26 protein-coding genes are annotated in these 24,817 nt (G+C 73.9%); 18 read left to right on the forward strand and 8 right to left on the reverse strand.

Annotation, left to right across the window (positions count from 1 at the left end; genetic code table 11):
* Positions 1-59: 59 nt before the first annotated feature.
* The 5 genes from HDA31_RS00800 (at position 60) to HDA31_RS00820 (ending at position 4,605) form a co-directional block, all read left to right on the forward strand.
* Positions 60-1,034, forward strand: a complete 975-nt coding sequence (locus HDA31_RS00800; RefSeq protein WP_178066616.1) for a hypothetical protein — start codon at positions 60-62, stop codon at positions 1,032-1,034.
* On the forward strand, positions 1,031-2,227 hold the full coding sequence (gene fahA, locus HDA31_RS00805) for a fumarylacetoacetase (RefSeq protein ID WP_178066615.1): 1,197 nt from the start codon (positions 1,031-1,033) through the stop codon (positions 2,225-2,227). The genes HDA31_RS00800 and fahA overlap by 4 nt, the downstream gene beginning before the upstream one ends.
* Before the next feature lie 242 nt (positions 2,228-2,469).
* Positions 2,470-2,679 carry a DUF397 domain-containing protein gene (locus HDA31_RS00810; protein WP_178066614.1) on the forward strand — a complete coding sequence of 70 codons (210 nt, stop codon included), beginning with the start codon at positions 2,470-2,472 and terminating at the stop codon, positions 2,677-2,679.
* Between the two features lie 114 nt (positions 2,680-2,793).
* Positions 2,794-3,276, forward strand: a complete 483-nt coding sequence (locus tag HDA31_RS00815) for an SRPBCC family protein (RefSeq protein WP_178066613.1) — start codon at positions 2,794-2,796, stop codon at positions 3,274-3,276.
* Between the two features lie 75 nt (positions 3,277-3,351).
* Positions 3,352-4,605, forward strand: a complete 1,254-nt coding sequence (locus tag HDA31_RS00820) for an outer membrane protein assembly factor BamB family protein (protein ID WP_178066612.1) — start codon at positions 3,352-3,354, stop codon at positions 4,603-4,605.
* A gap of 78 nt (positions 4,606-4,683) precedes the next feature.
* On the opposite strand, the gene hisC is transcribed toward HDA31_RS00820, so the two are convergent.
* The 4 genes from hisC to hppD are packed head-to-tail and all read right to left on the reverse strand — an operon-like array spanning position 4,684 to position 8,713.
* Positions 4,684-5,787 (reverse strand): histidinol-phosphate transaminase, encoded by a 1,104-nt coding sequence (gene hisC, locus HDA31_RS00825; protein WP_178066611.1) that lies wholly within the window; start codon positions 5,785-5,787, stop codon positions 4,684-4,686.
* Positions 5,784-6,851 (reverse strand): RDD family protein, encoded by a 1,068-nt coding sequence (locus tag HDA31_RS00830; RefSeq protein WP_246384180.1) that lies wholly within the window; start codon positions 6,849-6,851, stop codon positions 5,784-5,786. Before HDA31_RS00830 ends, hisC begins: the two co-directional genes overlap by 4 nt.
* Entirely contained in the window at positions 6,848-7,486 is a 639-nt protein-coding gene (locus tag HDA31_RS00835) for an RDD family protein (RefSeq protein ID WP_178066610.1), read from the reverse strand. Before HDA31_RS00835 ends, HDA31_RS00830 begins: the two co-directional genes overlap by 4 nt.
* Before the next feature lie 21 nt (positions 7,487-7,507).
* The gene (gene hppD / locus HDA31_RS00840) at positions 7,508-8,713 is read right to left on the reverse strand and encodes a 4-hydroxyphenylpyruvate dioxygenase (RefSeq protein ID WP_074472310.1); all 1,206 of its coding nucleotides are present in this window, start codon (positions 8,711-8,713) and stop codon (positions 7,508-7,510) included.
* A 140-nt stretch (positions 8,714-8,853) separates the two neighbouring features.
* On the opposite strand from hppD, the gene HDA31_RS00845 reads away from it, so the two are divergent.
* From HDA31_RS00845 to HDA31_RS00855, 3 genes are all read left to right on the forward strand, one after another.
* Complete coding sequence (locus HDA31_RS00845; RefSeq protein ID WP_178066609.1) at positions 8,854-9,360, forward strand: Lrp/AsnC family transcriptional regulator; 507 nt, start codon at positions 8,854-8,856, stop codon at positions 9,358-9,360.
* Between the two features lie 135 nt (positions 9,361-9,495).
* Positions 9,496-10,920, forward strand: a complete 1,425-nt coding sequence (locus HDA31_RS00850) for a PQQ-binding-like beta-propeller repeat protein (protein ID WP_178067880.1) — start codon at positions 9,496-9,498, stop codon at positions 10,918-10,920.
* Between the two features lie 126 nt (positions 10,921-11,046).
* Positions 11,047-12,714 carry a fumarate hydratase gene (locus HDA31_RS00855; protein ID WP_178066608.1) on the forward strand — a complete coding sequence of 556 codons (1,668 nt, stop codon included), beginning with the start codon at positions 11,047-11,049 and terminating at the stop codon, positions 12,712-12,714.
* 205 nt (positions 12,715-12,919) lie between these two features.
* Here the strand turns inward: HDA31_RS00855 and HDA31_RS00860 are convergent, their stop codons facing one another.
* Entirely contained in the window at positions 12,920-13,111 is a 192-nt protein-coding gene (locus tag HDA31_RS00860; RefSeq protein ID WP_178066607.1) for a hypothetical protein, read from the reverse strand.
* Positions 13,112-13,598: 487 nt separating this feature from the next.
* On the opposite strand from HDA31_RS00860, the gene HDA31_RS00870 reads away from it, so the two are divergent.
* From HDA31_RS00870 to HDA31_RS00880, 3 genes are read left to right on the forward strand one after another with little or no spacing between them, the layout of a single operon-like run.
* Positions 13,599-13,862, forward strand: coding sequence for a GntR family transcriptional regulator (locus HDA31_RS00870; protein WP_178066605.1), 264 nt, complete (start codon positions 13,599-13,601; stop codon positions 13,860-13,862).
* 48 nt (positions 13,863-13,910) lie between these two features.
* Positions 13,911-14,210, forward strand: a complete 300-nt coding sequence (locus tag HDA31_RS00875; protein WP_176734164.1) for a type II toxin-antitoxin system Phd/YefM family antitoxin — start codon at positions 13,911-13,913, stop codon at positions 14,208-14,210.
* Entirely contained in the window at positions 14,207-14,449 is a 243-nt protein-coding gene (locus HDA31_RS00880) for a type II toxin-antitoxin system RelE family toxin (RefSeq protein ID WP_178066604.1), read from the forward strand. Before HDA31_RS00875 ends, HDA31_RS00880 begins: the two co-directional genes overlap by 4 nt.
* Positions 14,450-14,554: 105 nt before the next feature.
* Here HDA31_RS00880 and HDA31_RS00885 read toward each other — a convergent pair whose 3' ends face one another.
* Both HDA31_RS00885 and HDA31_RS00890 read right to left on the reverse strand, forming a co-directional pair.
* On the reverse strand, positions 14,555-16,366 hold the full coding sequence (locus tag HDA31_RS00885; protein ID WP_178066603.1) for a hypothetical protein: 1,812 nt from the start codon (positions 16,364-16,366) through the stop codon (positions 14,555-14,557).
* The gene (locus HDA31_RS00890) at positions 16,363-16,974 is read right to left on the reverse strand and encodes a DNRLRE domain-containing protein (protein WP_178066602.1); all 612 of its coding nucleotides are present in this window, start codon (positions 16,972-16,974) and stop codon (positions 16,363-16,365) included. Before HDA31_RS00890 ends, HDA31_RS00885 begins: the two co-directional genes overlap by 4 nt.
* Positions 16,975-17,104: 130 nt before the next feature.
* Between HDA31_RS00890 and HDA31_RS00895 the strand changes: the two genes are divergently transcribed.
* From HDA31_RS00895 to HDA31_RS00910, 4 genes are all read left to right on the forward strand, one after another.
* Complete coding sequence (locus HDA31_RS00895) at positions 17,105-18,514, forward strand: class II fumarate hydratase (protein ID WP_176734739.1); 1,410 nt, start codon at positions 17,105-17,107, stop codon at positions 18,512-18,514.
* 342 nt (positions 18,515-18,856) lie between these two features.
* Positions 18,857-19,039 carry a DUF397 domain-containing protein gene (locus tag HDA31_RS00900; RefSeq protein ID WP_178066601.1) on the forward strand — a complete coding sequence of 61 codons (183 nt, stop codon included), beginning with the start codon at positions 18,857-18,859 and terminating at the stop codon, positions 19,037-19,039.
* Positions 19,036-19,437: a TIGR03618 family F420-dependent PPOX class oxidoreductase gene (locus HDA31_RS00905; protein WP_178066600.1), complete on the forward strand. Its 402-nt coding sequence runs from the start codon at positions 19,036-19,038 to the stop codon at positions 19,435-19,437. Before HDA31_RS00900 ends, HDA31_RS00905 begins: the two co-directional genes overlap by 4 nt.
* 110 nt (positions 19,438-19,547) lie before the next feature.
* Positions 19,548-20,279: a GNAT family N-acetyltransferase gene (locus tag HDA31_RS00910; protein ID WP_178066599.1), complete on the forward strand. Its 732-nt coding sequence runs from the start codon at positions 19,548-19,550 to the stop codon at positions 20,277-20,279.
* Between the two features lie 187 nt (positions 20,280-20,466).
* Here HDA31_RS00910 and HDA31_RS00915 read toward each other — a convergent pair whose 3' ends face one another.
* Positions 20,467-21,012: a CGNR zinc finger domain-containing protein gene (locus HDA31_RS00915; RefSeq protein ID WP_178066598.1), complete on the reverse strand. Its 546-nt coding sequence runs from the start codon at positions 21,010-21,012 to the stop codon at positions 20,467-20,469.
* 76 nt (positions 21,013-21,088) lie between these two features.
* Between HDA31_RS00915 and HDA31_RS00920 the strand changes: the two genes are divergently transcribed.
* The 3 genes from HDA31_RS00920 (at position 21,089) to HDA31_RS00930 (ending at position 24,678) form a co-directional block, all read left to right on the forward strand.
* Positions 21,089-22,060, forward strand: coding sequence for an EamA family transporter (locus HDA31_RS00920; protein WP_178066597.1), 972 nt, complete (start codon positions 21,089-21,091; stop codon positions 22,058-22,060).
* 58 nt (positions 22,061-22,118) lie between these two features.
* Positions 22,119-22,817, forward strand: coding sequence for an HAD family hydrolase (locus tag HDA31_RS00925; RefSeq protein WP_074472325.1), 699 nt, complete (start codon positions 22,119-22,121; stop codon positions 22,815-22,817).
* Between the two features lie 184 nt (positions 22,818-23,001).
* Positions 23,002-24,678 (forward strand): S8 family serine peptidase, encoded by a 1,677-nt coding sequence (locus HDA31_RS00930; protein WP_178066596.1) that lies wholly within the window; start codon positions 23,002-23,004, stop codon positions 24,676-24,678.
* The last annotated feature ends 139 nt before the right edge of the window (positions 24,679-24,817 follow it).

The raw sequence follows: 24,817 nt of genomic DNA on the forward strand, positions 1-24,817 counted from the left end.
CCGTCCGATAATCGGACGCTGTTGTCCGTTCCTTGTAGCGTCCCGTAAGTTCTTGTTCCGTGTCAACGCACGTGCCACACCTCCTCGCCGGCCTCGTCGACGACGCCGCGGTCTTCCCGCCCGGCAGCGCGACGCTTCCCGACGCGCTCGCCGCGCACCGCCGGCACCGGGGCTCCTGGTATGCCGAGCTCGTCGGCCCGCTGCTCGTGCCCGCCTCGGCGGTCGTCTCCGGCGCGCTGGCCGGAGCCCTCGGCGGGCCGGCGGGTGCAGCGGGCGACCCGGCCGGGCCCGCCGCGCCGGGCGACGACAGCGCCGGGGGCGGCCTCGCGGTCGGGTTGATCGGCGACACCGGGGTCGACGGGCTGCCCGCCGCCCTGGCCGCCCTGCCGGCCGGCGTCACCGCCCGCCAGGTCGAGGTGGCCGTCGCCAAGCGCGGCGAGGACCCGCTGCCCGGCCTGACCGCGCTGCTGGGCCTGGCCGGGCGGTCCGGCGGCGTCGCCTTCTACGCCGAGCTGCCGCTGACGTTCGGGCTGACCGGGGCGCTCGACGCGGTCGCCGCCGCGCGCGCCGACGGGGCACCGGTCGCGGCGAAGTTCCGCACCGGCGGGCTGGCCGCCGAGCTGTTCCCCACCCCGGTCGAGCTGGCCGCCGTGATCTGCGCCTGCCGCGACCGGGAGCTGCCCTTCAAGCTGACCGCCGGGCTGCACCACGCCGTGCGGCACCGCGATCCGGAGACCGGCTTCACCCACCACGGCTTCGGCAACGTGCTCGCCGCGACCCTCGCCGCCGCCGACGGGGCCGAGGTGGACGAGGTGGCCGCCGTGCTCGCCACCACCGACCCGGTGCCGCTGGTCGAGCGCGCCCGGGCCGCCCGCGCCGCCGACCGGCCGCTGTGGGTGGGGTACGGCTCGTGCAGCATCACCGAGCCACTGACCGATCTGATCCGGCTCGGCCTGGTGAACGGGGGACACGACGTGCACGCACGACAGGACGTGGGCGCAGGACAGGACGTGGACGGAGGACGCGACGCATGACCTGGGTGACGGGTGCCGAGGGCTCGGCGTACGGGGTGTGCAACCTGCCCTACGGGGTGTTCCGCTCTGGCGGGGGCGAACCCCGCGTCGGCGTACGGATCGGGGAGTTCGTGCTCGACCTGGGCGCGGCCGAGGCGGCCGGGCTGGTGCTGGCCGCCGGCGCGCTGGGCCGGCCGACGCTCAACGCGTTCCTGGCCCTGGGGCGGCCGCAGTGGACCGCCGTCCGGCAGCGGGTGACCGAGCTGCTCACCGACCCCGCCCACCGGCCGGCGGTCGAGCCGCTGCTGGTGCCGCTGGCCGAGGCGGAGCTGCTGCTGCCGTTCGAGGTGGCCGACTACGTCGACTTCTACTCCTCCGAGCACCACGCGGGCAACGTCGGGCAGATCTTCCGCCCCGGCCAGCCGCCGCTGCTGCCCAACTGGAAGCACCTGCCGATCGGCTACCACGGCCGGGCCGGCACGGTGGTGGTGTCCGGCACGCCTGTCGTCCGCCCCACCGGGCAGCGGGCCACCCCGGACGGGCCGGTCTGCGGGCCGTCCGTGCGCCTCGACATCGAGGCCGAGGTGGGTTTCGTCGTCGGCGTGCCCAGCGTGCTCGGCGAGCCGGTCGGAGTGGCCGACTTCGCCGACCACGTCTTCGGGGTGGTGCTGGTCAACGACTGGTCGGCGCGGGACATCCAGGCCTGGGAATACCAGCCGCTCGGACCGTTCCTGGGCAAGTCCTTCGCCACCTCCGTGTCGGCCTGGGTGACCCCGCTGGACGCGCTCGCCGACGCGTTCGTGCCCGCGCCCGAGCAGGACCCGCCGGTCGCGGAGTACCTGCGGGACGTGCCGCACGTGGGGCTGGACCTGCGGCTGGCCGTCGAGTGGAACGGCGAGCGGGTCAGCGAGCCGCCGTTCGCCGGCATGTACTGGACGCCCGCCCAGCAGTTGGCGCACCTGACCGTCAACGGCGCGTCCCTGCGCACCGGCGACCTGTACGCCTCCGGCACCGTCTCCGGCCCCCGGCGGGACCAGGTCGGTTCGTTCCTGGAGCTGACCTGGGGCGGCGCGGAGCCGGTGACGGTCGGCGGGGCCGAGCGCACCTTCCTGGCCGACGGCGACACCGTCACCGTCACCGCCACCGCGCCGGGCCCCGACGGCACCACGATCGCCCTCGGCGAGGTGACCGGCACCGTCCACCCCGCCCGCTGACCCCTGCGGCGCCCCGCCGTCCGGCCGCCCGCCGGGTCCCGCCGAACCCCCGTCCGGGCGGCCGGCCCGGCGGCGTCCACCCGGTGACGGCCGCGGAACCTGGTCGCACATCCGGTGCGACCGATGTCTTGCCCTGCTCCGTTGATCGAGCCGGGTTCCCCGCGTGGCGGAACCCGGCCGGCGGCTCCGGAAGGTGCCGCCCGGTCGTCGTGGGACGTCCCAACGGAGTGGAGGCAACAACAATGATCGATCTTTCGGGTGCCGTCTGGCGCACCAGCAGCCGCTCGAACGACCAGGGACTGTGCGTCGAGGTGGCGGACAACCTGGTCGGCAGCGCCGGAGTCGTCGCCGTACGCGACTCGAAGGACCCGGCGGGCCCGGCACTGACCGTCAGCCCGCCGGGCTGGACCGCGTTCGTCGACGCGATCCGGGTCGGGCGCTTCCTGGCCTGACCCTGACCCGGGGGTGCCCCGTCACCCCCGGATCGGCCACCAGCGGCGGAAGTTCCGCCGCTGGGGCCCCACCGCGAGCCCGCCGGCCGTACCGTGGACGACACGGGAGGTGTCATGTCGACGGTCACGGTCACCGAGTTCATCGAGGCGCCCGCCGTCGACCTCTGGCGGCTCCTCGTCGACCTGCCGGTCCGCGCCGACTGGCTCCGCACGGTCGACGCGGTCGAGCTGCTCACCCCCGGCCCGCTCGCCCCCGGCACGGCCTGGCGGGAGACCCGCACCCGGCCGGACGGTGGCACCCAGGCCGAGGAGTTCGTCGTGGTGGAGTGCGTCGCGCCCCGACGGCTGGTGCTCGCCTCGCCGGGCATCGGCGTGTCCTACCGCACCACCTGGGTCCTGCGCACCGTCCAGCGTCGCCGTCGGGCCTGCACCGCCGTCACCGTCGCGCAGGAGGCGGTCGCCACGGCACCGTACGGCCGGGTGCTGGCCCTGCTCTTCGGCGGCCTGGCCGCCCGCGCGGTCGAGGGCACCTTCCGCCGCGACCTCGCCGACCTCTCCCGCGCCGCCCACCCACCGACGTCGGCCGAGGCGGCCTGACCGCGTGCGCCGGGCCGGGTGCCGGCCGGCACCGGCGCGGGCCGGCCTCGGTAGGGTGCCGGGCGGAGGTGCGGCATGACTGTGGCGAAGGGGCGGCGGGGCGTCGCGATGGCACTCGCGGCGCTCGTCGGCGTCGCGGCGGTCGCCTTCGTCGTGCACCGGGTGCTCGCGCCGGCCGCGGTGGAGACCCCCGCCCACGCCGCCTACCCGGGCGCGGTCACCCCGGCGATCGGCGTGGTGGGTCGGCTGCCGGCGGCCCCGCTGATCGTGGACGGCCGACTCCGCGTCTACGCCGCCACCCGCCAGGTGTACGCCGACCAGCCCGCCGACTCCCGCAACCGGGTCACCCCGTACTGGTCGTACCGGCGCTGGCCGGCGGAGGTCAGCGGGGTGGTGGCGGACGGGACGACGGTCGTCAGTCGCTGGTCGGACGGGAAGCTGGTGGCGCTGGACGCGCGTACCGGACGGGTGGCCTGGCAGGCCGCCGGCCCGGAGCCCGCCGCCGGCTGGACCGCCCGCCGCACCGGGGCCGGCACCGTGTGGGCCCCGCCGGGGCTGTTCCTCGCCCGCGCCGTCGACGGCCGGACCGTGCTGGTCGCCGCCGGCCCGGAGCGGGTCGCCGGCTTCGCGTTCGCCGACGGCCGGCGGCTCTGGTCGGCCGACGTGGACGGCGGGTGCCGGGACGAGGTGGCCACCACGTCGGCGGGGCGGCTCGTCGCCGTCGACCGGTGCGCCACCCCGGTGGCCGTCGAGTTCCGCGACGTGGCCACCGGCACGCCGACGACCCGCCTGACGCCGGCCGGGGCCACCGCCGACCTCACCGTCACCCCGGTGGGCTGCGTGAGCCTCCGCTCCCGGTGCCGGGGCCTGCACGCCGAGGGCTTCGCCGACGGGGCCGGCCGTGGCTGGCTGGTGGGCGCCGGCGAGCCGGTCGCCGCGCCGGCCCTGGACCAGGCCGGGGCGGAGCTGGACGGCGACCGGGTCGTCGGCACGGCCGGCGGGGTGGTGACCGCCCGCTCGGCCCGCACCGGCGAGGAGCTGTGGCGTCGCGCCGACCTCGGCCCGGCCCGGATCCTGGCCGTCCAGCCGGGCCGGGTGCACCTGCTCACCGAGGCCCGGGACCTGGTCACCCTCGATCCGAGGACCGGCGCGCAGCGCTCCCGCTTCCGGCTGGAGGTGGGCCGCGACGGCATCGGCTGGGCCCCCGGCCTGGCGTACGCGGGCGGCGGCTACGTGGCCGTGGAGCGCCTGCGCGAGCCGGTCGCCCCGGACGCCGACGACCAGCGCTACTTCCTGATGTCCGAGCCGGTGCTGCTCGCCGCCACCTGAGCGACCGGGCGGCACGGGCGCGGGCCGGGCGGCACACCGGCTGGGCGGACTCCGCGACCCGCGCCAGGGCCGGGCGGCTCAGGCCAGGACGGACTCCGCGGCGGCGAGGAACGCGTCGTTCTCGGCGGGGGTGCCGATGGTGACCCGCACCCCGTCGCCCGGGAACGGCCGGACGATCACGCCGCGCGCCTCGCACGCCTTGCCGAACCCGACCGCCCGGTCGCCCAGCGGGAGCCACACGAAGTTGGCCTGGCTGGCCGGCACGTCCGGGACGAACTTGCGCAGCGCCTCGGTGACCCGGTCCCGCTCGGCGACGACCAGCGCGCAGCGCCGCTGCACCTCGTCGGCCTGCGCGAGGGCGGCGAGCGCGCCGGCCTGGGCGGCCATGCTGGTGGAGAACGGGGTGACGACCTTGCGCACGGCGGCGGCCACCTCGGGCGCGGCGACGAGGAAGCCGATCCGCAGCCCCGCCAGCCCCCACGCCTTCGACAGGGTGCGCAGCACCACCACGTTCGGCCGGTCGAGGTAGGTCAGGCCGTCCGGCACCTCGGCGTCGGTGACGAACTCCCGGTACGCCTCGTCGATGACCACCAGCACGTCCTCGCCGACGGCGTCGAGGAACCGGTCCAGCTCCGCCCGGCGTACGGCGGTGCCGGTCGGGTTGTTGGGGTTGCAGACCAGCACCATCCGGGTCCGGTCGGTCACCGCCGCGGCCATCGCGTCGAGGTCGTGCCCGTGCCCGGCGTCGTTGGGCACCCGCACGCTGGTCGCGCCGCTGGTCGCCGCGATGATCGGGTACGCCTCGAACGACCGCCACGAGTAGAGCAACTCGTCGCCGGGCAGGCAGGTGGCCCGCACCAGGTGCTCGGCCAGCGCCACCGACCCGCAGCCCGTGGCGATCCGGTCGGGGTGTACCCCGTGCCGCTCGGCGAGCGCCTCGCGCAGCGCCACCACGCCCATGTCCGGGTAGCGGTGCGAGCCGGCGACCGCCTCGGCGACCGCCTCCACCACGCCGGGCAGCGGCCCGTACGGCACCTCGTTGCTGGCCAGCTTGATCGCCTCCGGCAGGCCCAGCTCGCGGGCCAGGTCGGCGGGGCTGCGGCCGGGCACGTAGTTGGGCAGCGCGTCGAGGTCGGCGCGGGTCAGCCGCAGCGGCGGCTCGTGACGTCCGGTGTCGGTCATGGCTTGTCTCCCGAAGGGGTGGCGGGGGTGGCGGGGTCGTCGGCCGGCTCGGCGGGGCCGCCGGACGGGGTGGTGGCGCGGGGCGGGAGCCGGACCACCACCGTCTGCGCGCGCTTGTCGTGCAGCGCCTGCCGCAGCGGGTGGTCGAACAGCGGCGAGAGGGCGTCGACGAGCTGGAGCAGCAGGCCGAAGCCGCAGCAGTACCAGAGCAGGGTGGGCAGGCCCAGCGTGCTCCACCGGCGCAGCGCCCGCCCGAAGCCGAGCGGCTGGTCGGCCTCGACCGGCACGGCGCGTACGCCGAGCAGCCGCTTGCCGAGAGTCTGCCCGTTGCCGGCCATCGCCGGCACCTCGTACGCGAACCAGAGCGCGGTGGCGATGAGCAGGATGGCGACCTGGAGCCCGCCGGCCTGCTCGCCGGGCTGCGGCAGCCCGTCGGTGGAGGTGTCGCCGGCCATGCTCCGGCGCAGCACCTCGCGGAAGTACGGGGTGACCTCCTCGACGTACCGGTAGACGAACCAGCCGTTGACGACGGCGTTGAGCAGGAACACCACGCCGAAGTCGATCAGCCGGGCGACGAACCGGGCGCCGAAGGAGGCCAGCGGCAGCCCGTGCGGGCGGGGCGCGGGCGGAGGCCCCGGCCACCCCGGGTACGCCCACCCCGGCGGGTACCCCTGCCCGGGTGCCCCCGGCTGGCCGGGTAACGGGCCGTACGGCGGGCCGCCGACGGGCCCCGGCGGCTGACCGGGATACGGCGGCTGCCCGGTGCCCGCCGGCTGGCCGGGCTGCCCGGGGAACGGGGGCTGGCCGGTCCCCGGCCAGCCGGGGAACGGGCCCGGGGCGGGCGGCGCGCCGGCCGGGCCGGGGGCGGGACCGGAGGTCGTGGGCGCGGCCGGACCGCCCGGGCCGGGGGCGGGGCTGGCCGGGGCCGGGGACTCGACCGGGGGCGGCCCCTCCGGCGGGGTGGCGTCGACCGGGATCGGCGCGCCGATCCAGCCCTCACCGTCCCAGTACCTCCTGGTGTCGGGGTCGGCAGGGTCGACGTACCAGCCGGGTGCGATGCTCACGGAGCAACCTTAACGACGACCGTCTGGGCGAACTTGTCGTGGAGGCACTGCTGCCAGGGCTTGTCCCAGAGCTGCCAGAGCCCGTCGAGGTAGCTGAGCCCGGGCACCACCGTGGCGGCGACGAACTGCACCAGGTAGCGCCGACCGGCCATGGCGCGGTCGAGCGTCCGGGTCGGGTCGAGCGGGACGACCCGGAGCTTCATCACCTTCTTGCCCAGCGTCTGCCCGGACCGGCACAGGTATTCGACGTGGTAGAGCCAGTAGAGCCCCAGCATCAGCACGACCAGCCCCAGCTCGGCCAGGAGCAGCGGCAGCATGATGTCGGTCAGGAACGTGCTCGGGTCGGGCTCGACGGGCGTGCCGTCCGGGTTGGTCCGGGTGAACTCGTCGAACATCCTGAACCAGACGAACGCCAGGACCGGCAGGAACAGCGTAAAGACGACCACACTGGCGACGGCGCTGTCGATCAGGAAGGCCAGCAGGCGGTCGCCGAAGCTGGCCAGCGGCTGCCCGCCGGGGCCGACCGGCACCGGCGCGTACCCGGGGCGCGGCGGCACCCAACCGGCCGGTGGTGGGTAGCCGGCGGGCGGCTGCCCGCCGGCCGGTGGCGTCGGGTACGTCTGAGGCTGGGTCACGCTCGACAGTGTCGCAGGTGACTACAGGTTGCCCCGCTTCTCCTGCTCCCGCTCGATGGCCTCGAACAGGGCCTTGAAGTTGCCCTTGCCGAAGCCGAGCGAGCCGTGCCGCTCGATCAGCTCGAAGAACACGGTCGGGCGGTCCTGCACCGGCTTGGTGAAGATCTGCAACAGGTAGCCGTCCTCGTCCCGGTCGACCAGGATCTTGCGGGCCTTCAGCTCCTCGATCGGCACCCGCACCCGGCCGATCCGGGCGCGTAGCTCCGGGTCGTCGTAGTACGAGTCCGGGGTGTCCAGGAACTCGACGCCGGCCGCCCGCATCGCGTCGACGCTGGCCAGGATGTCGTTGGTGGCCACGGCGATGTGCTGGGCCCCCGGGCCCTGGTAGAACTCCAGGTACTCGTCGATCTGCGACTTCTTGCGGGCCACGGCCGGCTCGTTGAGCGGGAACTTGACCTTGCGGGTGCCGTTGGCGACGACCTTGCTCATCAGCGCCGAGTAGTCGGTGGCGATGTCGTCGCCGACGAACTCCGCCATGTTGGAGAAGCCCATCACCCGCTTGTAGAAGTCGACCCACTCGTCCATCCGGCCCAGCTCCACGTTGCCGACCACGTGGTCGACGGCCTGGAAGAAGCGCTTCGGCTGGAGGCCGGCGTCGATCATCGGCTGCCGGTCCACGATCGGGCCCCGGGCCACGAAGCCGGGCAGGAACGGCCCGGTGTAGCGGGACCGGTCGACCAGGGTGTGCCGGGTGTCGCCGTACGCGGCGATGGCCGCCATCCGCACGGTGCCGTGGGAGTCGCCGACGTCGTGCGGCTCGACCAGGCCGGTCGCGCCCTGGGCGACGGCGTGCGCGTACGCGGCGTCGACGTCGGGCACCTCCAGCGCGATGTCCGCCACGCCGTCGCTGTGCTTCGTCACGTGCTCGACGCCGGGGGCGTCGGGGCGCACCGCGCCGGTCAGCACGAACCGGGCCGAACCGCTGGTCAGCACGTACTCGGCGTGGTCGCGGAAGCCCTGCTCCGGCCCCCGGTACGCGACGCAGGTCATGCCGAACGCCGTCGAGTAGTAGTGCGCCGCCTGCTTGGCGTTGCCGACGATGAAGTGGACGTGGTCGAGCGCCTTCACCGGGAACGGGTCGTGGCTGATGTCGTGGTCGACGGCGCCGACGAGCCGGTCGACGTCGATCTCCTCGGTGGGCTGCGGTCGGTCGATCGCCTGGGTCATGGTGACCTCCCTCGCGTACCGGCCGGCCTGGTGGGCCGCCGTGGGTGGGTTCGTCCTGCGAGCATCGCCGGACGCCGACCGGGTGGGCAACAGTTGCGCTGATTCCTGGTCAGGTTGCGCATTCGGTATGGTCGTCACCCGTGACCGCTGTGCAGGGTGTCCAGCTCGACGTGCTGGACGCGCGACTGATCGAACTCTTCGCCGAGGAGCCCCGGATCGGGGTGCTGGAGTGCTCCCGGCGGCTCGGGGTGGCCCGGGGCACCGTCCAGGCCCGCCTCGACAAGCTCGTCGACCGGGGGGTGATCGGCGGGTTCGGGCCGGACATCTCCCCGGCCGCGATCGGCTTCGCGGTGACCAGCTTCGTCACCCTGGAGATCAGCCAGCGGCTCGGGCACGACCCGGTGACCGCCCACCTCGCGGCGATCCCCGAGGTGCTGGAGGCGCACACCATCACCGGCTCCAGCGACGTGCTCTGCCGGATCGTCGCCCGCTCCAACGCCGACCTCCAGCGGGTGATCGACCAGATCGTCTCGTACGAGGGGATCCGGCGGGCGTCGACGATCATCGCGCTCGCCCAGCAGATCCCGTACCGGACGCTCCCCCTGGTCCGCTCCGCCGCCGGGGGAGAAGGAAGGGCCCCTTCCTAACGCCTTTTGTAGAGAAAGGGCCCCCTATTAACACGTCGGTCACCGAGAAAGCGGCGCGACACGGCCGCACCGGCGCTCGGGGCGGCGGTGATCGTCGTTACCGTGTCCGGTGTGGCGAAGGTGGGCGGCCTCAGGATGCGTGGCTGGTTCCTGCTCGGCCTCGTCACGGTGGTCGTCCTCGCCGTGGCCGGGGTGTGGAACCCGTGGCCGGGCGTGTGGGACTGGGTCGACCGCAGCGAGCCGATCTCCGAGCCCGACGTCATCTGGCAGCAGCGCATCGGTGGCACCCCGAAGAGCGTCACCATCGCCGGCGACACCGTGATCGTCGAGCAGCGTACCCGGGTCGAGTCGCGCAGCCTCGCCACCGGCGCGCAGCTGTGGGACCGCAAGGCCGACTGGGCCGCCGTGGCCGGCGGGGACCGCGACCCCGTCGTCGCCGTGGGCAAGCTCCTGGTCAAGGGGTACGAGGTGCTCGACCCCACCACCGGCGCGACCCGCCGCCGCGACGACGACGCGGTGGCCGTGTGGACGTACCGGAACCTGCTGCTCGACGCCCACTGCGTCGAGGCGACCGACTGCACGCTGAGCGCCTGGGATCCGCGCGGCACCGCGCCGCTGTGGACGGCGTTCCTGCCCGGCGTCAGCACCGGCCTCTTCGCCGACAACCCCGACCTGCTCGGCACCCGCCGGCTCACCGCCAACCGGATCGACGCCGGGGCGGCCGGGCCGGAGCCGGTCCCGCCGCTGCTCGGCTTCCCCGTCGACGGCCGGGTGCACGTGGTGGACACCGCCACCGGGCGGGTGCTCCAAAATGTCGAGCCGGGCCGCGACGAGCGGCTCGCCGTGGTCGGCGGCCGGATGCTGCGGATCAGGGCGGTCGGCCAGGACGGCGCGTGCGCGTTCACCCTCACCGCGCACGACCCGACCACCGGCAAGGAGGTGTGGCGGCGCACCGGGATCAACCTGCGCACCGCCGACAGCGCCGGCTGCGCGCAGCGGGAGGACCCGCAGGGCGCGCGGAACGTGCTGATCGGCGTGGCGCCGGACGGCCGCGAGGCGGTCATCGACGGGTACGACGGGCGGCTGCTCCAGGTCAACGACGAGGGGCAGAAGCTGATCGCCGTCGACGACCGGTACGCGCTGCTGCGCACCGCCGACAAGCGCTCCATCGTCGCCCGGGAGCTGGGCGCGGACCGCACCCGGTGGACCCGGCCCACCGGCGAGAGGAACGGCGCGACGCTCACCCCGTACGCGGCGGTGCTCACGCAGGAGAAGCCGAACCGGCTGATCGCGCTGGACCCGCGTACCGGAAAGGAACTGCTGGTGCTGCGGACCTCGGCCAACGCCCTGGCCGTGGGCCCGGCGGGCATGGTCATCGGCGAGGGCCGCGAGATCGGGTACGTCCGCTTCGGCGCGGGCGGCAGCGGGACCGCGCCCGGCGGCGACGCCGGGGTGCCCGGCCCCGGCAGCAGCGGCGGCGACCCCGGCGGCGACGCGCCGGGCAGCGGCGACGGCCCGGCCGACGAGGACCGCTGCGGCCCGAAGCGGGAGCTCTGCTGAACGCCCGGCGGACGTGGCGCTGAGCGCGGCCCGGCGGGGCCGCCGGGAGCGGGCGTGGAGAGCGAGCTCCCTTCAGGCCCCCGTCGGGTGCGAGCGATCGACCGGTCTGCCCTAGGCTTTCCGCTCATGAGCAGTGCCGCCGCGTTCTCCTACGCTCCCTTGCTGCCGACCGGTCCCGACCAGACCGAGTATCGCCTGGTCACCGACGAGGGTGTCGACGTCGTCAACGGTCCGGGCGGACGCCGGTTCCTCACCGTGGAGCCGGCCGCGCTGACCGCGCTGACCGCCGAGGCGATGCACGACATCGCCCACTTCCTGCGCCCCGCCCACCTCGCCCAGCTCCGGGCGATCATCGACGATCCGGCGGCCTCGCCGAACGACCGGTTCGTCGCACTGGACCTGCTGCGCAACGCGAACATCGCGGCCGGCGGGGTGCTGCCGATGTGCCAGGACACCGGCACCGCCATCGTGATGGGCAAGCGCGGCCGGCACGTGCTGACCGACGGCGGCGACGCGGAGGCGATCTCCCGGGGCGTCTACCAGGCGTACACGCGGCTCAACCTGCGCTACTCGCAGCTCGCCCCGCTGACGATGTGGGAGGAGCGGAACACCGGCAGCAACCTGCCGGCGCAGGTGGAGATCTACGCCGAGGACCCGGACGGCCACCCCGACGCGTACAAGTTCCTGTTCATGGCCAAGGGCGGCGGGTCGGCCAACAAGTCGTACCTCTACCAGGAGACCAAGGCGCTGCTGAACCCGACGCGGATGATGCAGTTCCTGGAGGAGAAGCTGCGGCTGATCGGCACCGCCGCCTGCCCGCCGTACCACCTGGCGATCGTCATCGGCGGCACCAGCGCCGAATACGCCCTCAAGACCGCGAAGTACGCCTCCGCGAAGTACCTGGACGCCCTCCCGACGCAGGGCTCGATGACCGCGCACGGCTTCCGCGACCTGGAGCTGGAGGCGGAGGTGCTGGAGCTGACCCGCAACTTCGGCATCGGGGCGCAGTTCGGCGGGCGCTACTTCTGCCACGACGTGCGGGTCGTCCGGCTGCCCCGGCACGGCGCGTCCTGCCCGGTGGCGATCGCCGTGTCCTGCTCCGCCGACCGGCAGGCCGTCGCCAAGATCACCCCGTCGGGCGTGTGGCTGGAGCGACTCGAGACCGACCCGGCGCGCTACCTGCCCGACGTCACCGACGAGACCCTCGACGCCGAGCAGGTGGTGCGCGTCGACCTCAACCGGCCGATGGCCGAGATCCGCGCCGAGCTGTCGAAGTACCCGGTGAAGACCCGGCTATCGCTGACCGGCCCGCTCGTCGTCGCCCGGGACATCGCGCACGCGAAGATCGCCGAGCGGCTCGACGCGGGCGAGCCGATGCCGCAGTACCTGCGTGACCACGCCGTCTACTACGCCGGCCCGGCCAAGACCCCCGAGGGGTACGCCTCCGGCTCGTTCGGCCCGACCACCGCCGGCCGGATGGACGCGTACGTGGAGAAGTTCCAGGCGGCCGGCGGCTCGATGGTGATGCTCGCCAAGGGCAACCGGTCCGCCCAGGTGACCCGCTCCTGCCAGCAGCACGGCGGCTTCTACCTCGGCTCCATCGGCGGCCCCGCCGCCCGCCTCGCCCAGGACTGCATCCGGCACGTCGAGGTCCTCGAATACGCGGAGCTGGGCATGGAAGCGGTCTGGAAGATCGAGGTGGAGGACTTCCCCGCCTTCATCGTCGTCGACGACAAGGGCAACGACTTCTTCGCCGAGGTCACCAAGCCGGTGCTGACCGTAGGCCGCCGCTGACCGCTCCCCGACCGGCCGCCCCTGGCGGAGCGCACCTCCTCTCGCCGATCTTGCACTTTGGGCCCCTTGAATGGGTGCTTCGCCCCTTTTGTCGGGGCCGCAACTGCAAGATCGCGGAAGTGGGTGGGCGGGCGACGGGTGGGGGTCAGGTTTGGGCGGAGCCCTCGGCGGGTTGCCGAGGGCTCCGTGTGCCGGGGTGTTCGGGTCAGTTCCGGCGGTTGTGCGACTCGTACTCGTACAGGGCCGTCGCGCCCTCTCCGCGATCCTGGTCGGAGAGGGTCAGCCGCTTCACGGGGACCATGACGCGCTGCCCCGTCGCGCTGCTGCCGGCGTCGAACCACACTTCCACCGTGTCCCCAGCCGGTAGCTTCCGCGGGCCGATCGCCAGGATCGTCATGAGGCGCACCTTCCGATGCGGGGCGGCTGGAGGCGGTCAGGGAAACTGTTCATCGGGTCGGACCTCCCGTGTCCGATCAAGGCCCCCGGCTGGCGCTACCACGCCTGCCGGGGGCCGCTTGCAATGTCCCACCACGATAAGTGTCAGGAGGCCACCTGTAAACCGTGGAGGTGGCCACTGATATGTGCCGCCAGGTGGGACGTGCTTTACGTGTCAGAGTTGGCCACGTGGCGGGCGACCTTGAGGCAGCGTCGGAGGCGTACCGAGCCGCGCTCCAGCGGGTGCAGGATGGGCTCGCGGAAGTCGCCTCGGCCCGTGCCGACGTGCCGAGGGTGCGCGAGCGGTTGGCCACCGCGATTGTGACGGCATACCGGGACGGTCAGCGGGTTGGCGAGATCGCCCGGGTCGCGGGCTACGGCCGTGAACAGGTCCGGCGAATCTTGCGAGCCGCCGGTGTGGAGCCCGGTGACGCCGGGTCCCTTGACGCTTGAGCGTCAAGAGGATCGACCTGATGTCGCCGGTTCCGCGATACCGGCAACTTGCCGTGATCCTGCGGAAGGCGATCGAGGCCGGTGAGTACCCGCCGGGGAGCCGGCTCCCGTCCGAGAAGACGTTGACCCAGACCTACGGGGTGGCGCGCGAAACCGCCTCCAAGGCAATGGACGCGCTGGCGGCCGAGCGTCTGGCCGTCATGGTTCCGGGTGTGGGCTGGCACGTCCCGCCCGAGGGCGCCGGCGACCCTGACGCTTAGTTGAGAGGCAAGGCGCGTAGCGCGGTACCGCATGGTACGGTTTGGTACATGATGAAGATTACCCTGCGGGAGTTCCGCGATGGCGCGGGCCGAGTGCTGGACGGGGTCGAGCGCACCGGAGAACCGGTCATCATCACCAAGTACGAGCGGCCCGTGGCCGTGTTGCTCGGCATCGACGAGTGGGAGGAGATCGAGGCGTTCCGAGACCGCAGGGACTCGGCGGTGATCGCTCGTTCTCGTGCCGAGGGTCAGTTCGTGCCGCTGTCGGCGGCTCTGGAGTCGCTCGGGGTTGATCCCCGCGAGGTGGAAGCGCTGTTGGCCGACCGGGCCGGCGGTGCCGCGGCGTGAAGGTTCAGATCGACCGGGATGTGTTGGTCTGGCTGCACAAGCAGCCGCGCAACGTGTTCCTGACCGTCCTGAGCGCGATCCTCGGCCTGGTTTCCGACCCAGTGCCGCAGGGCTCGACCGAGATGCGCGACGGGTCCGGGCGTCGGTTGCGGGTCGGGGACTACCGCGTCCTCTACCGCCTCGACGGCGACGAGTTGACCATCCACGACGTCGGGCACCGCAAGGACGTCTACTCGTAAGCACGCAGCTCCGGCGGCCTTGTCGGGTGCCACGGCTGACCATCCTCGGGCAACGCGAAGGGGCGCCGGGCGTGAGCCCGGCGCCCCTTCGGCGTACTTCGTGGGTCAGCTCGGGTCGATGAAGATGTTGTAGTACGCCGGGCCGGAGACGATCCCCGCCGCCGTGCGGCTGCGCACGGTCAGGCTGTGCCCGTACGGCGAGTCCGCCGCCCAGCTCACCCGCGCCGTGCCGGCCGCGTCCGCCGCCACGGTGGCCTCCGCCCCGTCGTCGAACGAGTAGACGAACTCCGTGGTGCCCGGCAACTGGGCGGTGAACACGAAGTCGCCCGTCTGCCCGACCACGGCGCCGCCCTGCCAGCCGAACACGTCCGAGGTGACCAGCGGGCTCTGCGGGTCGACCCGGAACGAGTAGTACTGCGCGTCCGTGGTCACCCCGGCGGCCGTGCGCGCCCGCACCCGCAGCTCGACCCAGCCGCCGTACTCGTTGTCGTACGCCGACGGCGTCCACTCGACGGTGGCGGTGCCGTCCGGGTTCGCCGCCACCGTCCGCTCCGGCTCGCCCCGGAACTGGTAGACGTACGAGGTGACGCCGGTGACCGAGGCGTGCGGGGCGAAGGTGAAGACACCCGGCACGCCCGGCCCGCCGCCGGTCGTGTTCTGCGGGTACGCCCCGGACGCCACGGTCGGCGCGACCGAGGCGGGATAGAACGCCAGGCCGATCGGCTCGGACTCCACCCCGGCGCTGGTCCGGCTGAACACCTCGATCGTGTGGTACCCGGCGTTGGCCGGCGTGTACGACACGGTCGCCCTGCCGTCCGCGCCGGCCCGGACGGTCCGCTCGTCGCCGCGGCCGAACGTGTAGACGTACTCGGTGACGTCGGCCATCGCGGGGGCGAACGTGAAGCTGCCCTCGGTGCCGGCCGGCGCGCCCGGCGTCCCGTCGAACGGCCAGTCCTCCGAGGTGACGAACGGCGCGGTGCGCACGGAGAACGGGTAGCCGGCGTCGCCGGAGAGCACCCCGTCGCGGGTGCGGCTGCGCACGTGCAGCGTGTTGTCGACCGCCGTCGGGGTGACGGTCACCGTGGCCGCCCCGGCGGCGTCCGCCGCAACGGTCCGCTCGGTGCCGCCGTTGAGCGACCACACGTACTCGACCACGTCCGTCATGTTCGGCGCGAACGTGAACTCGCGCGGCTGCCCGAGCCAGCCGTCCGGGTTGCCGTCGGTGACCGTCGGCGCGGTGTTGCGCACCCAGAACTCGTACCGGGTCTGCGGGGAGCGGTTGCCCGCGCGGTCCACGGCCTGCACGTTGAGCCAGTCCGGGCCGTACTCGTCGGGGGCGTAGCTGACCGTGGCGGTGCCGCCGGGGCCGGCGGCGGCGTAGGTGGTGAGGCCGGTGCGGCCGTACCAGAATCCGACGACGTCGTCGGCGGCGCTGGTGAAGGTGAAGTCGCCGGCGATCCCCGGGCCGCCGTGACCGGGGAAGCTCCGGTCGGACGGGTAGTCGGTGGAGGCCACCGTGGGCGCGGGCGGGCGGGTCGTGTCGACGGTGAAGCGGCACTCCGGCGACCAGCCGGAGACGGCGCGCTCGTCGGCGGCGCGGACCGCGAAGGCGTACGTGCCGCCGTCGACCAGCAGGCCGCCGGGCACCGTGTACTGGATCGTGGCCGGGGTGTACCAGGAGGACGAGGTCCACTCGGTCCGCTCGGCGGGGCGGTCCACCGGCCACCAGGCGAAGGTGGCCTGCACCCGGTCCCCGGCGGACGGCTCCGGCTTGTCCGGGTCGGTCACCTCGGCGGTGAGGACCGGCGTGGTGGTGCCGACCAGCAGCCCGTCCGCGCAGGCCCGGCCCGCGACGGTCAGCTTGCCCGGCACGTCGGGCGCGGCGTTGGCCTCCAGCGAGACGCCGGGCTTCTTCACCCGCCGTCCGAAGTGCTTGTTCCCCTCGTGGGGCCGGCGATGCGGGCCATCAGGGTGAGCGAGTCGCGCCCGTCGGCGACGGCCTGCCGGATCACCTCGCTGACGCCCAGCTCCAGGTAGCCGGCCGGGCAGGGCGCGGTGGGACCGACGTCGCCGACCTTTTCGCGTACGGCGGGCGCGGTGTTCCAGGTGGGCGGGGTCGCCGGGGTGTCGGTGCGCCACAGCTCCAGCCTGCGCGGCTTCGTGCAGTCGGCGACCGTCGACTCCCCGGTGACGACCTGGGCAGTGATGATCTCCTTGCCCCGGTAAGGGGTGAGGTCGAAGGTGAAGTAGGCGCGTGTGGTGTGCGTCGCCCCGTCGGCCTGCCACGTGCCGACGGGCACGTCGGCGGCGGTGGTGGGGAAGGCGAGAGCGGGCTGCCGGGCGTCGGTGTAGCTGACGCTGGTGGGCAGGACGTACTGGGTCAGGCCGGCGGCGGCCGGCGCGGCCGTGCCGGCCAGCGCGCCGGTGGCGGTGAGCAGGGCGGCGAGGCCGCCGGTGAGAAGCCGGCGCGGTGTGCGCCGTGGGCGTCCGGGGCGGACGCCGGTGGAACCCCCGTTGAGCTGCAAGTGAGGCCCTTTCGTGGCAGGCGATGATTCCATGATCTTAATTACGTGACTGTCTTCGCGTCGTCGGGTTTCTGGCGGCCCGTCCGCCGGAGCGGGCGATCATCTGCGGGCCGGCGACGGCCGGGGCAGGATGGTATGCGTGACGACTCCAGAGGCAGCGGGCTACCGGATCGAACGCGACTCGATGGGCGAGGTGGAGGTGCCCGCCGAGGCGCTGTGGCGGGCGCAGACCCAGCGTGCGGTGCAGAACTTCCCGATCTCCGGCCGGGGCATCGAGCCGGCGCAGATCAAGGCTCTGGCCCAGATCAAGGGCGCGGCGGCGCAGGTCAACGGCGAGCTGGGCGTGATCGACGCGGAGGTGGCCGCCGCGATCGCGACCGCCGCCGCGCACGTGGCCGACGGCGGCTACGACGACCAGTTCCCCATCGACGTGTTCCAGACCGGCTCGGGCACCTCGTCCAACATGAACACCAACGAGGTCGTCGCCACCCTGGCCAGCCGCGAGCTGGGCCGGGACGTGCACCCGAACGACGACGTCAACGCCTCGCAGTCCAGCAACGACGTCTTCCCGTCGTCCATCCACCTGGCGGCGACGCAGTTCGTCGTCGAGGACCTGATCCCGTCCCTGGCGCACCTCGCCGGTGCGCTGGAGACCAAGTCGGCCGAGTTCGAGACCGTGGTCAAGGCGGGCCGCACCCACCTCATGGACGCCACGCCCGTCACCCTCGGCCAGGAGTTCGGCGGGTACGCCGCCCAGGTCCGCTACGGCGTCGAGCGGCTGGAGGCGACGCTGCCCCGGCTGGCCGAGCTGCCGCTGGGCGGCACCGCCGTCGGCACGGGGATCAACACGCCGCTCGGCTTCGCAGCCGCCGTGATCGCCAAACTGCGCGAGTCCACCGGGCTGCCCCTGACCGAGGCGCGTAACCACTTCGAGGCGCAGGGCGCGCGGGACGCGCTGGTGGAGACGTCCGGGCAGCTCCGCACCATCGCGGTCGGCCTCTACAAGATTGCCAACGACATCCGGTGGATGGGCTCCGGCCCCCGCGCCGGCCTGCGCGAGCTGCGCATCCCCGACCTCCAGCCCGGCTCGTCGATCATGCCGGGCAAGGTGAACCCGGTCGTCGCCGAGGCCGTGCGGCAGGTCTGCGCCCAGGTGATCGGCAACGACGCGGCGGTGGCGTTCGCCGGCTCGCAGGGCGACTTCGAGCTGAACGTGATGCTGCCGGTGATGGCCCGCAACCTGCTGGAGTCCATCAAGCTGCTGGCCGCGTCGAGCCGCCTGCTCGCCGACCGCTGCGTGGCCGGCCTGGTCGCGAACGCGGACGTCTGTCTCGCGTACGCCGAGGGCTCGCCGTCGATCGTCACCCCCCTCAACCGCCACCTCGGATACGACGAGGCCGCCTCGATCGCCAAGGAGGCGCTGGCCAAGGAGATGGCGATCCGGGACGTGGTGATCGCCCGGGGGCACGTGGCCAACGGCAAGCTCACCGCCGAGCAGCTCGACGAGGCCCTCGACCTGCTCCGCATGACCCACCCCTGACCCCCGTCTACGGAGTCACGCCCTGCCGGTGCCGGTGCCGGTGTCGGGGGCGGGTCGGCTCGCTGGTGGCGCGAGGGTCGGGGCATGAGGCTGTCTCCCTACGGAGCTGAGTCGTCTGCGTCATCACCCCCGGTGGGGGCGTCCGGCCGGGGATCGGGCGGCCCCGGCGTACGCCGGGCCAGGGGGCGGTGCCGAGATGGCCTTTCGCGGTGGCCAGAACGGCGGTCAGGAGCTGGGCCGGCGTGAGGATCTGTCAGGGCTCCGGCAGGTGTGGAAGGTTACCCTCGGCGCGGCGTTGCCCCCGCAGGAGTCGATCGATCGGTTGAGGGAAGTGGCGGAGTCATGGAGTTGATGGGTGCCCACTGGCGGAAGAGCAGCCGCAGCGGGTCGAACGACAAGTGTGTGGAGGTGGCGACGGATCTTCCCGGGGTGGTCGGGGTGCGGGACAGCAGGAACCCTTCGGGGCCGGTGCCGGCCGTCGACGCGCACGCGTGGCGGGCCTTCGTCGCGGCGTTCCCGCAGTGATCGGCCACCCGGCGCCCGGGCCGGAGATCCTGGACCGCCTCGCCCAGGAGCGGATCGTCTGGCTGTGCACGGTGCGGCCGGACGGTTCGCCGCACGTCACGCCGGTCTGGTTCCTGTTCCGCGACGACGAGTGGTGCATCTGGACGCAGGAGCGGAACCGCAAGGTCCGTAACATCGTCGCCGATCCCCGCGTGTCGCTGGCGCTGCCCGACGGCAAGTTCCCGGTCGTCGCCGAGGGTGCGGCCGTGATCGTGCGCGAGCCGTTCCCCGGGTGGGCCGCCGACGAGTTCCGCCGCAAGTACGACTGGGACGTCACCGCCCCGGCCGGGCCCGCCGGGGACAACGTCCTGATCCGGGTCGCCGTCACGCGCTGGCTGATGGCCGGCAGCGCCTCGTGACCGCCGGCCCGGCCGGTCCGGCTGGTTGATCGACTTCATGTCGGGCAGGTGGCGGTATCCCGGTCGCCGGATACCGCCACCTGCCCGACATGATCTTCAGGGTGAAGGGGATGACGGGTGTGACGGGGGTCGACGGGTCCGGGGCGGTCCTGCTGGAGACGGGGCGGCTACGGCTGCGCCGGTTCACGGGGGCCGACGCCGACGCCCTGACGGAGCTGGACGCCGACCCGGAGGTCATGCGCTACCTGACCGGTGGTCGGCCCACCCCGGCCGAGGTGGTTCGGGGCGAGCTGCTGCCCCACCTGCTGGCCGGGTACGACCGCCACCCCGGGCTGGGCCGCTGGGCCGCCGTGGACCGGGCGACGGGCATGTTCCTCGGCTGGTTCGCCCTGGACGCCCCGGAGGGCGGCGTGCGGCCCGGGGCAGGTGCCCTGGAAGCGGAGCCCCCGCCCGGGGCAGGTGCCCCGCAGGCAGGGCCCCCGCCCGGGCCGGCAGCGGCGGGGGCGCGACCGGCAGCCGTAGCGGCGGGGGCGCGACCGGCACCGGGGGCGAACCAGGCCGAGTTGGGGTACCGGCTGCGGCGGGCGGCGTGGGGGCGCGGCCTGGCCACCGAGGGGTCCCGTGCCCTGCTCCGGCACGCGTTCGCCACCGTCGGCCTGGCCCGGGTGTGGGCGCAGACGATGGCGGTCAACACGCCGTCCCGGCGGGTGATGGAGAAGGCCGGACTGCGGTACGTGCGCACGTTCCACCTCGACTGGGACGACCCGATCGAGGGCACCGAGCACGGCGAGGTCGAGTACGAGCTGCTCCGCGCGGAGTGGGCGGCGCGCGAGGCGGGTTGATCGACGTCGTGTCGGCGAGGTGGGGGTATCCGGCAGCCGGGATACCGCCACCCGCCCGGCATGACGTTCGGCCCAACCGGGATACCGCCGCGTCGCCGACCTGGCGGCGCGACCCTGGCGCTGTCCGGGCGCGGCCTCGGCACCGACCCGACCCGGCCCGCCCCGGCGGCGGGGCGAGCGCCCCGGATCAGGGCCGGGCGGCGGCCCGCCGGGCCCGGTAGGCGGTGACCGCCGCCCGGTTGCCGCACCCGGCGTCGCAGTACCGGCGGGACCGGTTCTTGGACAGGTCGACCAGCACGTTGTCGCAGTCGGGGTGGTCGCACCGGCGCAGCCGGCTCAGCTCGTCGCCGCGTACCAGGTCGGCGAGGGCCATCGCGGCCTCGACGGCCATCCGGGTGGCCAGCGGCGCGTCCCTGGGCACGGCGTGCAGGTGGTACGGCTCGTCGTCGTGGCGGATGAGCTGCGGCAGCGCCCCGGCGTCGCGTAGCAGCTCGTTGACGGTGGCGACGACCTCGTCGGTGTCGGCGTACCAGATCCGGCGCAGCCGGGGGCGCAGGTCCCGGACGGCCCGCAGCTCCGCCTCGGTGCGCTCGTGCCGGCCGGTCCAGCCGTGCGCGGTGAGGAACGCGTCCAGGGCCGCCACGTCGGGCAGCGCCTCGCCGTGGCTGCCCCCGGTGTTGACCAGCGCGGCGGCGGCGATCAGCGCGGGCTCGGTGTCATGGGCGAAAAGCAACTTGACTCCTGTCGGCCGACCGATCTAGCGTCACGAGCATAAAGCTACTTTACTCATGACGTACCGAGGAGAGTCGATGCGTGAACGACCCGCCGGCATCGGTCTCGGCCTGGCGCTGCTGTCGGCCGTCACCTTCGCCACCTCGGGCACCTTCGCCCGGTCGCTGATCGAGGCCGGATGGTCCGCGGAGGCCGTGGTGATCGCCCGGGTCGGCAGCGCCGCCGCCGTCCTCGCGGTGCCGGCGGCGCTGGCCCTGCGCGGCCGGTGGGACGTGCTGCGCCGCAACCTCGTCTCCGTGGGCGCGTTCGGGCTGCTCGCCGTCGCCCTCGCCCAGGCGTGCTTCTTCAACGCCGTGCGCTACCTCCCGGTCGGGGTGGCGCTGCTGCTGGAATACCTGGGCATCGTCCTCGTGGTCGGCTGGACGTGGGCGGTCCACGGGCAGCGCCCGCGCCGGCTCACCGTGGCCGGGTCGGTGGCCGCCCTCGCCGGCCTCCCCGCCGTGCTGGACGTGACCGGCGGGGCCCGCCTCGACCCGGCCGGCGTGCTCTGGGGACTGGGCGCGGCCGTCGGCCTCGCCGGCTACTTCGTGATCGCCGGGCGGATCGACGACGGTCTGCCGTCGGTGACGATGGCCAGCGCCGGCATGGGCGTCGGCGCGGCGGCACTGCTCGTGCTCGGCCTCGCCGGGGCGCTGCCGCTGCGGGCCACCTTCGGCGAGGTGACCTTCGCGGGGCAGCGCACGAGCTGGCTGGTGCCCATCGTCGGCCTGTCGCTGGTCGCGGCGGTCGTCGCGTACCTGACCGGGATCGCGGCGGCCCGGATCCTCGGGGCCCGGCTGTCGTCGTTCGTCGGGCTGACCGAGGTGATGTTCGCGGTGCTCATCGCCTGGCTGGTGCTGGGCGAGCTGCCGACCGTGGTGCAACTGCTCGGCGGCGTCCTGATCGTCGCCGGGGTCGCCCTGGTCCGGGTCGACGAGCTGCGCGAGGCGCGGGCCGCCGACCGGCTGGCCGCCCGCCCCGCCGAGCCCGCCCTCGCGGCCGAGGCATGACCGCCCGCGAACAGGGCCGACGTGGCCCGCGAGCCGCTGCGGTGGCACCCTTGCCGGCATGCTGACCCACGTCGTGTTCGACGCCGACGAGACCCTGCTCGACCTGCGCCCGGCGGTCACCGGCGGGCTGGTGGCCGTACTGGAGGAGATGCGGCGGCTGACCCCGGCGGCCGCCGAGGTCACCCTCGCGGACCTGGAGTCGGACTGGGGTGCGGTCTTCGGGGCGCTGAGCGCCGCGCCGGTCAACGAGATCCGGCGGGCCGCGCTGGCCCGGTCGCTGGCCCGGGCCGGCCTCGACGCGCACCTCGACGACCTCGCGGCGCTCTTCTTCGCCCGGCGCTTCGCGCTCACCCGGCCGTTCCCCGACGCGCTGCCCGCGCTCGCCGCCCTGCGCCCGCGCTACACCCTGGGTTACGCCACCAACGGCAACAGCCGCGCCGAACGCTGCGGCCTCACCGGCGAGTTCACCTTCGAGGTGTACGCGCACGAGAACGGCCTGCCGAAGAAGCCCGCCCCGGAGTTCTTCGCCGCCGTGGTCGAGGCCGCCGGGGTGCCCCCGCGCCAGATCGTGTACGTCGGCGACTCGCCGAGCCACGACGTCGTCGCCCCCCTGCGGGCGGGGATGCGGGCGGTGTGGCTCAACCGGGGCGGGCGGCCCCGCCCGGAGGGCGTGCCCGCCGACGCGGAGGTGTCGACGCTGGCCGACCTGCCGGACGTGCTCGACCGGTTCGCCCAGGTCGAACTGAGCGGCACGTAGGCCGCCGGGCCGGGCGGTTGGCTCGGCGGGTGGCTGGCCGCGCCGCGCCGACCGGCTCGCCGGCTCCAGATGACAGCCGGCCGACGAAAGCCTGATTGCCGTGTAATACGGACTCCCATCTAGCGGAACGCCCCCCGGTGGTATGGGATGGCTGCCACGTCCCTCAACGAGAGGATCTGATGTGGTGAGCAAGCGCTTCACCGCCGGTGCCGTCGTAACCGCAACGGCGTTGGCACTCACGGTGACCGGCGTGGTGGGCCCGGCGAATGCCGAGCCGACCGTGACCCGGGAGTTCACCGTCGTGGCGGAGTCCGGCGTCTCCGCCGACGCGGCGGTCGCCGCGATCAAGGCCGCCGGTGGCACGGTCGTGTCCCGCACCGACGAGGTCGGCCTGTTCCAGGTCACCAGCGACCGCGCCGACTTCGCCAGCCGGGCCGCCGCGAACGCCGCCCTGCTCGGCGCGGCCGAGAAGAAGGCCATCGGCCGCAAGCCGAAGCTCGACCGGGTCGAGCAGGAGAACCTCCTCGCCCAGGCCAAGGCCAAGGCGAAGCCGAAGGGCGCGCCCGCCAAGCGGGGCGCGAAGCTGGACCCCCTGGACGACAAGCTCTGGGGCCTTGGCATGATCCGGGCCGACAAGGCCCGCAAGGTGGAGCCGGGCGACCGCCGGGTCACCGTCGGCATCCTCGACACCGGCGTCGACGCCAGCAACCCCGACCTGGCGGCGAACTTCAGCTGGTCGCTGTCGCGCAACTTCGCCCCCGACATCCCCGAGGTCGACGGCGAGTGCGAGGTGGCGAGCTGCCTCGACCCGGTCGGCACCGACGACGGCGGGCACGGCACGCACGTCGCCGGGACGATCGGCGCCGCCGCCGACGGCTTCGGCCTCTCCGGCGTCGCCCCGAACGTGACCCTGGTCGAGCTCAAGGGCGGCCAGGACTCCGGCTACTTCTTCCTCGACCCGGTCGTCAACGCCCTCGTGCACGCCGGCAAGGTCGGCCTGGACGTGGTCAACATGTCGTTCTACGTCGACCCGTGGCTCTACAACTGCACGGCCAACCCGGCCGACTCGCCCGAGTCGCAGGCCGAGCAGCGGGCGACCATCGAGGCCATGTCGCGGGCGCTCAACTACGCGCACCGCAAGGGCGTCACCCTGGTCGGCTCGCTCGGCAACAACCACGAGGACCTGGGCGCCCCGCGCACCGACTTCTCCAGCCCCGACTACGGCGCCGACCCGTACGAGCGGCCGATCGACAACGCCAGCTGCTGGGACCTCCCGGTGGAGGGCCCGCACGTGATCGGCGTCTCCGCGGTCGGCCCGTCGGGCAAGAAGTCCGACTACTCCAACTACGGCACCGAGCAGATCTCCGTCGCCGCCCCGGGCGGCTGGTTCCGTGACGGGTACGGCACCGACACCTACCGCCTCGACTCCAACATGATCCTCTCCACGTACCCGAAGCACGTCCTCCAGGAGGAGGGCTCCGTCGACGAGAACGGCAACATCGTCGCCGGCTTCGAGGAGTCGGTCTTCAAGGAGTGCAAGGCCAACGGCGACTGCGGCTACTACACCTACCTCCAGGGGACCTCGATGGCGTCGCCGCACGTCAGCGGTGTCGCCGCGCTGATCGTCAGCAAGTACGGCAAGAAGGTCAAGGGCGGCCTGGGCATGGACCCGGCCAAGGTGGAGCGGCAGCTCTACCGCACCGCCGCCGAGCACGCCTGCCCGGAGCCCCGGCTCCAGAGCTACGCCAACGAGGACCGGCCGGCCGAGTTCGACGCCTACTGCGCCGGCAGCTCGACGTTCAACGGCTTCTACGGCCACGGCATCATCGACGCGTACGCCGCGGTGACGACCCGCATGTGACATCGCGGATCCTCTCCGGCGGGGCCCGGGCGACCACGGTCGCCCGGGCCCTCGCGCATCGTCGGCCCCGGGCCCCGCTGGGGCTTGTCGCACCATGTCGGCGACGTGGCGGGGCCCGGAGGGCTGGGATGCCGCCAGG

It is taken from the genome of Micromonospora carbonacea (assembly GCF_014205165.1).
GTDB lineage: Bacteria > Actinomycetota > Actinomycetes > Mycobacteriales > Micromonosporaceae > Micromonospora > Micromonospora carbonacea.